The organism is Burkholderia vietnamiensis LMG 10929 (assembly GCF_000959445.1).
GTDB lineage: Bacteria > Pseudomonadota > Gammaproteobacteria > Burkholderiales > Burkholderiaceae > Burkholderia > Burkholderia vietnamiensis.
Map to the genome: position 1 here is coordinate 930,214 of NZ_CP009631.1, position 11,851 is coordinate 942,064.

An 11,851-nucleotide genomic window follows, 5' to 3' on the forward strand; every position below is an offset into this window, starting at 1 on the left:
TTGTTACGAATTCGCCAAGTGGGGACAAAAAAAAACCGGAGCCAAAGCTCCGGTTTGTTGACCGCGGACAATTTCCGGGGACCGATCAGTCCACGAAGGCGCGCTCGATCACGTAGTGTCCGGGCGCGCTGTTCTTGCCCTCGACCAGGCCGGCCTGCTTCAGCAGGTCGGTGGTGTCCTTCAGCATCGCGGTGCTGCCGCACAGCATCACGCGGTCGTGTTCCGGCGAGAACGGCGCCACGCCGAGATCGGTGAACAGCTTGCCGGTCGCGATCAGATCGGTGATCCGGCCTTCGTTGTCGAACGCTTCGCGGGTGACCGTCGGGTAGTAGACGAGCTTTTCCTTGATGATGTCGCCCAGGTACTCGTGGCCCGGCAGGTCGTGCTTGATGTAGTCCATGTACGCCAGCTCGCCCTTCAGGCGGCAGGTGTGCGTCAGGATGACCTTGTCGAAGCGTTCGTAGATGTCCGGATCGCGAATGATCGACATGAACGGCGCGAGGCCCGTGCCCGTCGACAGCATCCACAGCGTCTTGCCCGGCAGCAGGTTGTCGGCGACCAGCGTGCCGGTCGGCTTCTTGCCGATCAGCACCGTGTCGCCCACCTTCAGATGCTGCAGGCGCGACGTCAGCGGGCCGTCCTGGACCTTGATGCTGAAGAACTCGAGGTGATCCTCGTAGTTCGGGCTGACGATCGAGTAAGCGCGCGCGAGCGGCTTGCCGTCGACCTCGAGGCCGACCATCGTGAATTCGCCGTTGTTGAAGCGCAGGCTCGGTTCGCGGCTGCAGGTGAAGCTGAAAAGCGTGTCGGTCCAGTGGTGGACGGATTGGACGGTGGCGGTGTCGTATTTGCTCATGGCTTTGAAAGCGGACGCGCGTCGCTAACGCGTGTAACGAGCCCAAAAACGGGCAAAAAAACCGAGTGCAGCGGCCCGATCGCGGATCGGCCGGCCGGCGCGTCGGACACGCGCCTTCTCGATGACAGACGTTTGAGTAACTCGGTATTTTACCCTGCTTGGGGCAGATGCGGGCTTGACCCGCGCGGCTGCGCGGATTTGGCGCAACGAATCATTTCATCCGGCTTGCGCCGGGCGGCCCCGCGCGCGGCGCTGCGCGCGGGCGCGCGCGTCACCGCGGTTACCGCCGTTACTGCGGATCGAGCCGCAGCCGCGCGATGTAGGGCAGGTGGTCGGACAGCCAGGCCGTCTCGCCGGACGGCGCCTGCCATTCGAGCGGCGTCAGCCCGCGCACGAACATCTTGTCGAGCGCGAGCGCCGGCGAGAATGCCGGGAACGTGCGGCCCGACTCGCCGAGCAGCGTCGCGACCTCGGACAGCCCGATCTCGCCGAACAGCGCCACCGAATCGTTGCGCCAGTCGTTGAAGTCGCCGGCCAGCACGAGCGGATCGTCGCCCGCGTTGCGCACGATCCAGTGCGCGATCCAGTGCATCTGGCGCAGCCGCGCGGCGCGCGTGAGCGCGAGGTGCGCGCACAGCAGCGTGACGGGCCGCGCGCCGGCGAGCGTCGCGCGCGCCACCAGCAGCCCGCGGCGCTCGAAGCGGTGCGCGGAGATGTCCCAGCGGCCGCCGAGATCGAGCGGATGCGGCGACAGGATCGCGTTGCCGTGCCGCCACGACGGTTTGAACACGTTCGGCCCGAGCGCGATCTGCCAGTCGAGCGCCTGCGCGATCTCGGTGGCCTGGCAGTGCCAGACGTCGTCGCCGGCCTCTTCCATCGGCGCGCCGAAGCCCGGTGCGAGCATCGGGCGCGGCATGCGGCGGGCCATCGCTTCCTGCAGGAAGTACACGTCGGCGTGCGTCGACTGCATCCAGTTGCGCATCGCGTTCCACGCGGTGAAGCCGAGCGGCGAGCGGCCCTTGTGCAGGTTCCAGCTGACCGCGGTGATTTCGTCGGGCGCCGCGTGCGGTTCGGCGAACGGCAGGGATAGTGCGTCTGCGGACATGGCGTTCAGTCCCTGGCGACGTGCCCACGCACGCGATAGACGAGATGCGGATGCTGGTCGACGAGCGTCCAGTCGGTCCATGCCTCGCCGCCGACCGCGAGCCCCGGATGACTCGCGGCGATCTGCCGCGGCGACGCGGGCACGCACGGATCGCCGCGCGGCGTGTCGTCGTCGTCGAGGGTCTCCTGCACGTCGAGCGCGAGCGAGACGGTGTGCGCGGCGTCGTCGACGGACAGCGGCGCGACCGTGACCGCGCGCGAGCGCTCGGTCGGCACGACGCGCGCGGCATTGCCGCAGCCGACGGGCACGGCGGACGGATAGCGATGGGTATCGGTGCGGGTTTGACCGACGGTGGTGCGCTGCTGGAACGTGTCGATGGTCTGACCGTCGCGCACCACCTGGATCTCCCATGCGACGACGGCCGGTGCGGGGCTTTGCGCATGGGCCGCGAGCGCGCAGCTCGCGAGCAGGACGGCCAGGCCGTGCTTCAGCATGAAACTTCTCCGGAAAACGCGGGTAGCGTGGAACGGACGCACATCTTACGCCCGATCGATCGGCGCGGTCGCGCGAGCGAATGCACCGTCCGGGGGCGTAGCACGATCCGGTCCTGATCGAAAGGTAGGTGCGGGCCGCGTGTTTTCAAGCGAAAAAGCGGGTGAACTCGGCGACGCTCGCACGCTCGGTGACGAGACGGTTCTCGATCGCGTGCGGGTCCGCGTGGCCGAGCGACATTCCGCAGACGAGCTGCTCGTTGGCCGGTATCCCGAGGTGCTCGGCGACGATCCGGTGAAACGGCACGAACGCGGCCTGCGGGCAGGTGTCGAGACCGCGTGCGCGCGCGGCCGTCATCACGGCCTGCACGAACATCCCGCAGTCGAGCCACGCGCCGAGCGCCATCACGCGATCGAGCGTGAAGAACAGCGCGACCGGCGCATCGAAGAAGCGGAAATTGCGCGCGTGCTGCGCATGCATGCGCGCCTTGTCGTCGCGGCCGATGTTCAACAGGCCGTACAGGTCCCAGCCGACCTTGCGGCGCCGGTCGACGTACGGCGACACCCATTCGCGCGGGTAGTAGTCGTACTCGGCGACGTATTTCTCGTCGCGCGCGGGATCGTCGTACGCGGCGGTGAGCGCCGCCGCGAGCGCGTCGCGCGTCGCGCCGGTAGCGACGTACACGCGCCACGGCTGGATGTTGGTGCCGGACGGCGCGCGGCTCGCGGCTTCGAGGATCGCCTCGAGCGTGTCGCGCGGCACCGGGGTCGGCAGGAACGCGCGTATCGCGCGGCGTGACTTGAGCGCGGCATCGACCGCGTCCACAGTGCGGAGCGCGTCGGCGTCGACGCGCGAGGCGGCATCGGGAAAGGACATCGGCAACCCTTCGGAACGAAACGCGCCGCGTCGTGCGGGCGCAGTGCGCGAGGACGGCGAGGCGGCCCGTGAACCGTCGATCATACGCTGCGGCGCGCGCCGCTGCAGCGTGCGCGCGTGTTAGCAGCAGAGCGTGGCGGCTGCTTGCTTGCGCGCCGACGCGGGATCGTTACACTGAAATCGTCGGGGTCCGATGGCCGGGCGACGGCAGCACGAGCGAGGTTGGTATGACGACGGCGATGGTGAAACAGGAACTGGCGGTGGCGTCCTTCAGCACGGTGTACGACCTCGAGCAGGTCGAGACCGCGCTGAACGATCTGAACGAGAGCGCGAGCGATGCGCTGCGCGCGACCTACGAGCGGATGCTCAAGACCGGCAATCTGCGCTTTTGCGTGAAGCCGAACCGGATGCCGTCGTTCGACGCGCTCGGCGAAGCGCTGCCCAATTTCACCGAGCCGCTCGACGACATGCGCAAGCAGGTCGCGCTGTGTCTCGAGACGGACGACCGGCTCGAGCTGATGCCGATCCTGCTGCTCGGCCCGCCGGGGATCGGCAAGACCCATTTCGCGAAGGCGCTCGCGCAGCTGCTCGGCACCGCGTATCACTACGTGCCGATGAGTTCGCTGACGGCCGGGTGGATTCTGTCGGGCGCGTCGTCGCAATGGAAGAACGCGAAGCCGGGGAAGGTGTTCGATGCGCTCGTCAACGGCAGCTACGCGAACCCGGTGATCGCCGTCGACGAGATCGACAAGGCCGGCAGCGACGCGCAGTACGATCCGCTTGGCGCGCTGTACGCCTTGCTCGAGCACGACACCGCGCGCGCGTTCGTCGACGAATTCGCCGAGGTGCCGATCAACGCGGGCAACGTGATCTGGATCGCGACCGCGAACGACGCGCATGCGATTCCCGAGCCGCTGCTGAACCGGATGAACGTGTACGAGATCGCGCCGCCCGACGCGGCCGGCGCGCGCCGCATCGCGCAGACGATCTACGACGAGATCCGCACGTCGCATGGATGGGGACGGCGCTTTCCCGAGACGCTCGATGCCGACGCGCTCGACGTGCTCGCGGCGACGCCGCCGCGCACGATGCGCCGCGCGCTGCTGCATGCGTTCGGCGCCGCGCGGCTCGACGGGCGCGACGTGATCGCGCCGGCGGACATCCGCGCCGACGAGGGCGCCGCGAAGCGCAGGCCGATCGGCTTCTGAGTCGGCGGCGGCGCGCGGCCGGCCACGACGTGTGCGCGGCCGGCACGCGCGCGAACCGGGACGTACAATCGCCGTGTGTTCCCTCGACGCGTGAGCGACGCGAAATGCCATGGAGCAGACGGATTGTGTGGTGATCGGCGCGGGTGTCGTCGGTCTGGCGATCGCGCGCGAGCTTGCCGCGCGCGGCCGCGAGACGATCGTGCTCGAAGCGGCCGATGCGATCGGCACGGGCATCAGTTCGCGCAACAGCGAGGTGATCCACGCGGGGCTCTACTATCCGCGCGGCTCGCTGAAGGCGACCTCGTGCGTGCATGGGCGCGATCTCCTGTATCGATTCTGCGAGACGCATCACGTGCCGCACCGGCGCGTGGGCAAGCTGCTGGTCGCGACGAGCGCCGCGCAGGTGAAGCAGCTGAAGGCGATCGCGGCCCGCGCGGCGGAAAACGGCGTGCTCGACCTGTTGCCGCTCACGCGCGCCGAAGCGCAGACGCTTGAACCGGCGCTCGAATGCGTGGAAGCGCTGTTCTCGCCCGAGACCGGCATCGTCGACAGCCATCAGCTGATGCTCGCGCTGCTCGGCGACGCGCAGCGCGACGCCGCGACGTGCGCGTTGCAATCGCCGGTCGAGTCGATCGACGTGTTGCGCGGCGGGCGCTTCGTCGTGCGCACCGGCGGCACCGCGCCGACCGAAATCGAGGCCGCGTGCGTCGTCAACAGCGCGGGGCTCGGCGCGCAGGCGCTCGCGCGCCGCACGCGCGGGCTCGACCCGCGCTGGGTGCCGCCGCTCTACCTCGCGCGCGGCCACTACTTCAGCCTCGCCGCGCGCGCGCCGTTCTCGCACCTCGTCTATCCGATGCCCGATCGCGCCGGGCTCGGCATCCACTTGACGCTCGACCTGGCCGGACAGGCGCGTTTCGGCCCCGACGTCGAATGGGTCGACGCATTGCGCTACGACGTCGATCCGGCGCGCGCGCAGGGGTTCTACGCATCGATCCGCGCATACTGGCCCGGCCTGCCCGACGGCGCGCTGCAGCCCGCGTACGCCGGAATCCGGCCGAAGCTCGCCGGGCCCGGCGAGCCGCCGGCCGACTTCGTCGTGCAGGGGCCGGCGCAGCATGGCGTGCGCGGGCTCGTCAATCTGTTCGGCATCGAGTCGCCGGGGCTGACCGCGGCGCTCGCGCTCGCGCAGCGCGTCGGCGACATCGCGTCGCGCACCTGACGCGCACCTGACGCGTAGCGTCCGCGCGCGGCGCGCGCGGGCCGCCCGACGCGGCTTCGCTGCGCCCGTGAAATCCGTTATCTCCGGCATTTCGGCGCGCACATTTGCTCGCCGCGCGGTTATTCTGTCGAGCGGCCGTCGCCAGAACGGCTTTCAAACCGATAACGTTGGAGCGAGTCCCCATGAAAGCAACCCGTCGGAGTTTCCTGATCACGAGCATCGGCGCCGTGTCCGCGCTTGCGCTGTCGCGCGAAGCGCTGGCCGATGCGCCGATGCTGTCGGAAACCGATCCGACCGCGGTGGCGCTCGGCTACAAGTCCGATGCCACCAAGGTCGACAAGGCGAAGTATCCGAAATACGCGGCGGGCCAGGATTGCGCGGCCTGCATGCTGTATCAGGGCAAGAAGGGCTCCGCGTCGGGCCCGTGCGGTGCGTTCCCCGGCAAGCAGGTGTCGGCGAAGGGCTGGTGCAGCGCATTCTCGAAGATGGGCTGACGTCGGTGGCGGCATCGTGCGATGCCGCAATGTGGCGAAAACCGCAAAACGCCCGCCATCGGACGATGGCGGGCTTTTTTATGCTTGAAATCGGTTTCTTCGCTTTCTACACTCGCTGCACACCAGCGCGCCGCGAACGCTCCCGTGCGATCCGCGACCGCCCGACACGGCGAATTCACGAGGACGAGGCACGCATGGCGACGATTGCGAATTCAACCAAGACGGTCCGGCCCGAGCGTGCGCTGAACCGGCGCGCGGTCGCGGCGGCCGTGATCGGCAACGCGCTCGAGTGGTACGACTTCACCGTGTTCGGCCTGATGACGGTCGTGATCGCCGAGCTGTTCTTCCCGACTTCCAGTGAATACGCGTCGCTGCTGCTGACGACCGCGACGTTCGGCGTCGCGTTCTTCATGCGCCCGGTCGGCGGCATCGTGCTCGGGCTGTACGCGGACCGCGCGGGCCGCAAGGCCGCGCTGTCGCTGGTGATGCTGCTGATGACGGCCGGCATCTTCCTGCTCGCCGCGGCGCCGCCGTATGCGGCGATCGGCATCGGCGGCCCGCTGCTGATCGTGCTCGGCCGCCTGTTGCAGGGCTTCTCGGCCGGCGGCGAATTCGGCAGCGCGACCGCGCTGCTGATCGAAGCCGCACCGTTCTCGAAACGCGGCTTCTACGGCAGCTGGCAGATGGCGAGCCAGGCGGCCGCGCTGCTGATCGGCGCGCTGGTGGGCGCGGCCGTCACGCGCGGGCTGTCGCACGACGCGCTGCACAGCTGGGGCTGGCGCGTGCCGTTCGTCCTCGGGCTCGTGATCGGGCCGATCGGTTTCTATATCCGCCGTCATCTCGACGATTCCGAAGCATTCCTGCATGCCCAGCAGAGCGCGCGCCGCGCGACGCTCGGCGAAGTCTTCACGCGTCATCCGCGCGAGGTGCTGTGCGGGCTCGGCTCGGTGATCGCGCTCACCGTGACCATCTACGTGCTGATCATCTATCTGCCGACCTTCGCGGTGAAGCAGCTGAAGCTGCCCTATGCTCAGTCGTTCTACGCAGTGATCATCGGCAACCTGCTGCTGATGGTGCTGTCGCCGATCGCCGGCGCATGGTCCGATCGCATCGGTCGCAAAGGGCTTTCGCTGTGGTCGCTCGTGCTGACGCTCGCGTTGATGTATCCGCTGTTCGTGTGGCTCGACGGGGCGCCGAGCATCGGCCGGCTGATCGTCGTGCACGCGGTGCTGGCGGTCACGCTCGCGGGCTACTACGGGCCGTTCGGCGCGATGATCGCCGAACTGTTTCCCGCCAACGTGCGCTCGACCGGGCTGTCGATCGCATACAACATCGCGGTGATGATGTTCGGCGGCTTCGGCCAGTTCATCGTCACGTGGCTCATCAAGACGACCGGCTCGCCGCTCGCGCCGACCTACTACGTGATGGCCGGGCTCGCGCTGTCGATCGTCGCGGTCGCATTCGTCCCCGCGCGCAGCGCCGACCTCGACGCACCCGCCTGACGATGCGCTGCAACACGCGCACCGGCGCCGTTCCGGGCGTGCAGCCATGCGCGCGCGGAGCGCAACGAGCGCGATGAGCATGACTTCGACGTGACGGCCCGTCCGCGCACGCAGCCGAATTGTTTAGTTGTAGAAGGAAACAGGCGCACGATTGGCGCATCCGCCGCTCGCGCATGCGGCGCGACCGTTCCGCGCCCGCGCTACCCCGGCAAAAAGCCGCGCGCACGCAACTAAAAGAGTTTTTTCTCCAGCTTGTTGCGCAATCCATAGCTCAAGTAATATCCGCGTACCCGGCCCATGGGGACCGGTTCCGATCTGGAGACCTGGAGGAAACATGGAATACAACCGTCTGTTGCACAGCCTGCGTGTTACCGCCATTGCAGGCGTGGCAGCAGCATCGCTCGGCGTCGCGGGTTCTGCCTTCGCGCAGATTCCGAACAAGACGCTCGTCTACTGCTCAGAAGGCAGCCCGGCGGGTTTCGATTCCGCGCAATTCACCACCGGCGTCGATTTCACCGCCGCCACGTTCACCGTGTACAACCGTCTCGTCGAATTCGAGCGCGGCGGCACCAAGGTCGAGCCGGGCCTCGCGGAGAAGTGGGACGTGTCGTCCGACGGCAAGGTGTACACGTTCCACCTGCGTCACGGCGTGAAGTTCCACACGACCGACTTCTTCAAGCCCACGCGCGAGTTCAACGCGGACGACGTCGTGTTCACGTTCGAGCGCATGCTCGATCCGAACCAGCCGTTCCGCAAGGCGTACCCGGTGTCGTTCCCGTACTTCACCGACATGGGCCTCGACAAGCTCGTCACGAAGGTCGAGAAGGTCGATCCCTACACCGTGAAGTTCACGCTCGCCGAGCCGAACGCGCCGTTCATCCAGAACATGGCGATGGAATTCGCGTCGATCCTGTCGGCCGAATACGCGGATCAGCTGATGAAGGCCGGCCGCGCCGCCGACATCAACCAGAAGCCGATCGGCACCGGTCCGTTCATCTTCCGCAGCTACACGAAGGACGCGACGATCCGTTTCGATGGCAATCCAGACTATTGGAAGAAGGGCGCGGTGAAGCTGTCGAAGCTGATCTTCTCGATCACGCCGGATCCGGGCGTGCGCGTGCAGAAGATCAAGCGCAACGAATGCCAGGTGATGAGCTATCCGCGTCCGGCCGACATCGCGACGCTGAAGGCCGACTCGGGCATCGACATGCCGTCGCAGCCGGGCTTCAACCTCGGCTACCTCGCGTACAACGTCGAGCACAAGCCGGTCGACAAGCTCGAAGTGCGTCAGGCGCTCGACATGGCGATCAACAAGAAGGCGATCCTCGAATCGGTCTACCAGGGCGCCGGCCAGGCCGCGTCCGCACCGGTGCCGCCGACCCAATGGTCGTATGACAAGAACCTGAAGATGGCGGCCTACGACACCGCGAAGGCGAAGGCGCTGCTCGCCAAGGCAGGCTTCCCGAACGGTTTCGAGATCACGCTGTGGGCGATGCCGGTGCAGCGCGCGTACAACCCGAACGCGCGGCTGATGGCCGAGATGATCCAGGCCGACTGGGCGAAGATCGGCGTGAAGGCGAAGATCGTCACCTACGAATGGGGCGAGTACATCAAGCGCGCGCACGCCGGCGAGCAGGACACGATGCTGATCGGCTGGACCGGCGACAACGGCGACCCGGACAACTGGCTCGGCACGCTGCTCGGCTGCGAGGCGATCAAGGGCAACAACTTCTCGCACTGGTGCTACAAGCCGTTCGACGAGCTGGTGCAGAAGGGCCGCACGACGACGGGCCAGGACGCGCGCACGAAGATCTACATGCAGGCGCAGCAGATCTTCGCGCAACAGCTGCCGTTCTCGCCGATCGCGAACTCGACGGTCTACCAGCCGGTGCGCAAGAACGTGGTCGACATGCGGATCGAACCGCTCGGCTACGCGCGCTTCGACGGAGTCGGCGTGAAGTAATACGGCCCGTATAAGCTGTCCAGAAGACCGAGACCGGCTCATACCTCATCCGGCGGCGGGAAGCCAAAAGCTTCCCGTCGCCGGTCGCACATTTCCCACAAGAAAATACGAGACGCATCATGTTCACATTCGTGTTGCGCCGCGTGGGGATGGTGATCCCGACCTTCATCGGCATCACCATCCTGGCGTTTGCGCTGATTCACCTGATACCGGGCGACCCCATCGAAGTGATGATGGGCGAGCGCGGCGTCGATCCCGCGATGCATGCAGAGGCGATGAAGCGCCTTGGGCTCGACCAGCCGTTGCCCATGCAATATCTGCACTACATCGGCCGGGCGCTGCATGGCGACCTCGGCACGTCGATCATCACCAACACCAGCGTCGCGGGCGAATTCTTCGCGCGCTTTCCGGCGACCGTCGAACTGTCGCTGTGCGCGCTCGTGTTCGCGCTCGTGGTCGGGCTGCCGGCCGGCGTGATCGCCGCGCTGCGGCGCGGCTCGGTCGTCGATCACGGCGTGATGGGCACCGCGCTCACCGGCTACTCGATGCCGATCTTCTGGTGGGGGCTGATCCTCATCATGGTGTTTTCGTCGTATCTCGGCTGGACGCCCGTATCGGGCCGCATCGCCGTCGAATACGACTTCCCGCATCCGACCGGCTTCATGCTGATCGACGCGCTGCTCGCGCCGGACGAAGGCTCGTTCAAGTCGGCGGTCAGCCACCTGATCCTGCCCGCGATCGTGCTCGGCACGATCCCGCTCGCGGTGATCGCGCGGATGACGCGCTCGTCGATGCTCGAAGTGCTGCGCGAGGATTACATCCGCACGGCGCGCGCGAAAGGGCTGTCGCCGGCGCGCGTGGTGGTCGTGCATGCGCTGCGCAACGCGCTGATCCCGGTCGTCACCGTGATCGGCCTGCAGATCGGCACGCTGCTTGCTGGCGCCGTGCTGACCGAGACGCTGTTTTCGTGGCCCGGCGTCGGCAAGTGGCTGATCGATGCGATCGGCCGCCGCGACTATCCGGTCGTGCAGGGCGGCATTCTGCTGATCGCGACGCTCGTGATCGTCGTGAACCTGGTCGTCGACCTGCTGTACGGCGTGCTGAATCCGCGCATCCGCCACACGAGGTAACTCCATGAGCAATCTGCAAAATACCCTGCCGACCGAATCCGCGCCGGCCGGCGGCCGCGCGCTCGCGCTGCGCGAGTTCTGGGCCAACTTCTCGCGCAATCGCGGCGCGGTCGGCGCCGGCCTCGTCGTGCTCGTGCTGATCCTGGTCGCGCTCCTCGCGCCGCTGATCGCGCCGCACAGCCCCGTCGAGCAATACCGCGACTACGTGAAGATTCCGCCCGCGTGGCTCGCCGGCGGCAACTGGCAGTTCATCCTCGGCACCGACGAAGCCGGGCGCGACATCCTTTCGCGCCTGATGTTCGGCGCGCGCATGTCGTTCTGGATCGGCTTCGTGTCGGTCGTGCTCGCGCTGATCCCCGGCATCGTGCTGGGCCTCGTCGCCGCGTTCTTCCAGAAATGGGCCGACACGCCCGTGATGCGCATCATGGACGTGCTGCTCGCGCTGCCGTCGCTGCTGCTCGCGGTCGCCGTCGTCGCGATCATCGGGCCGGGCCTCACCAACACGATGTTCGCGATCGCGATCGTCGCGCTGCCGGCCTACGTGCGCCTCACGCGCGCGTCGGCGCTCGGCGAGCTGCAGAAGGAGTACGTGACGGCGTCGCGCGTGGCCGGCGCCGGCACGCTGCGCCTGATGTTCTCGCAGGTGCTGCCGAACTGCACGGCGCCGCTGATCGTGCAGGCGACGCTCGGCTTCTCGTCGGCGATCCTCGACGCGGCCGCGCTCGGCTTCCTCGGCCTCGGCGTGCAACCGCCGACCGCCGAGTGGGGCGCCATGCTCGCGTCCGCGCGCGACTACATCGACAACGCATGGTGGATCGTGACGATGCCGGGCCTGTCGATCCTGATTTCGGTGCTCGCGATCAACCTGCTCGGCGACGGGCTGCGCGACGCGCTCGATCCCAAACTGAAACGGATGGCCTAAGATGAAACGAACCCCACGCTTGCTTCGTTCGCTGCCGACCGGAGTTGGCGCTTCGGCGCTTACTCCGCTCCCATGCACGGCGCC

11 protein-coding genes are annotated in these 11,851 nt (G+C 67.5%); 7 read left to right on the forward strand and 4 right to left on the reverse strand.

What is annotated here, in order from left to right:
* Window positions 1-85 precede the first annotated feature (85 nt).
* From AK36_RS14235 to AK36_RS14250, 4 genes are all read right to left on the reverse strand, one after another.
* On the reverse strand, window positions 86-856 hold the full coding sequence (locus tag AK36_RS14235; RefSeq protein ID WP_011886291.1) for a ferredoxin--NADP reductase: 771 nt from the start codon (window positions 854-856) through the stop codon (window positions 86-88).
* Between the two features lie 289 nt (window positions 857-1,145).
* A complete protein-coding gene (locus AK36_RS14240; RefSeq protein ID WP_011886290.1) occupies window positions 1,146-1,961 on the reverse strand; it encodes an endonuclease/exonuclease/phosphatase family protein in 816 nt (271 codons plus the stop codon).
* 5 nt (window positions 1,962-1,966) lie between these two features.
* The gene (locus tag AK36_RS14245) at window positions 1,967-2,455 is read right to left on the reverse strand and encodes a hypothetical protein (protein WP_034192480.1); all 489 of its coding nucleotides are present in this window, start codon (window positions 2,453-2,455) and stop codon (window positions 1,967-1,969) included.
* A gap of 145 nt (window positions 2,456-2,600) precedes the next feature.
* Window positions 2,601-3,329 (reverse strand): nitroreductase, encoded by a 729-nt coding sequence (locus AK36_RS14250; RefSeq protein WP_011886288.1) that lies wholly within the window; start codon window positions 3,327-3,329, stop codon window positions 2,601-2,603.
* A gap of 227 nt (window positions 3,330-3,556) precedes the next feature.
* Here AK36_RS14250 and AK36_RS14255 point away from each other — a divergent pair, with 227 nt between their 5' ends.
* From AK36_RS14255 to AK36_RS14285, 7 genes are all read left to right on the forward strand, one after another.
* The gene (locus tag AK36_RS14255) at window positions 3,557-4,537 is read left to right on the forward strand and encodes an AAA family ATPase (protein WP_011886287.1); all 981 of its coding nucleotides are present in this window, start codon (window positions 3,557-3,559) and stop codon (window positions 4,535-4,537) included.
* A 109-nt stretch (window positions 4,538-4,646) separates the two neighbouring features.
* Window positions 4,647-5,756 (forward strand): NAD(P)/FAD-dependent oxidoreductase, encoded by a 1,110-nt coding sequence (locus tag AK36_RS14260; RefSeq protein WP_045578701.1) that lies wholly within the window; start codon window positions 4,647-4,649, stop codon window positions 5,754-5,756.
* Window positions 5,757-5,938: 182 nt separating this feature from the next.
* On the forward strand, window positions 5,939-6,250 hold the full coding sequence (locus AK36_RS14265) for a high-potential iron-sulfur protein (RefSeq protein WP_011886285.1): 312 nt from the start codon (window positions 5,939-5,941) through the stop codon (window positions 6,248-6,250).
* 194 nt (window positions 6,251-6,444) lie between these two features.
* Window positions 6,445-7,752: an MFS transporter gene (locus AK36_RS14270; protein WP_011886284.1), complete on the forward strand. Its 1,308-nt coding sequence runs from the start codon at window positions 6,445-6,447 to the stop codon at window positions 7,750-7,752.
* Window positions 7,753-8,086: 334 nt separating this feature from the next.
* Window positions 8,087-9,715 carry an ABC transporter substrate-binding protein gene (locus AK36_RS14275; RefSeq protein WP_034192483.1) on the forward strand — a complete coding sequence of 543 codons (1,629 nt, stop codon included), beginning with the start codon at window positions 8,087-8,089 and terminating at the stop codon, window positions 9,713-9,715.
* Window positions 9,716-9,834: 119 nt separating this feature from the next.
* Window positions 9,835-10,845, forward strand: coding sequence for an ABC transporter permease subunit (locus tag AK36_RS14280; protein ID WP_011886282.1), 1,011 nt, complete (start codon window positions 9,835-9,837; stop codon window positions 10,843-10,845).
* A gap of 4 nt (window positions 10,846-10,849) precedes the next feature.
* The gene (locus AK36_RS14285) at window positions 10,850-11,767 is read left to right on the forward strand and encodes an ABC transporter permease subunit (protein ID WP_011886281.1); all 918 of its coding nucleotides are present in this window, start codon (window positions 10,850-10,852) and stop codon (window positions 11,765-11,767) included.
* Window positions 11,768-11,851 lie beyond the last annotated feature (84 nt).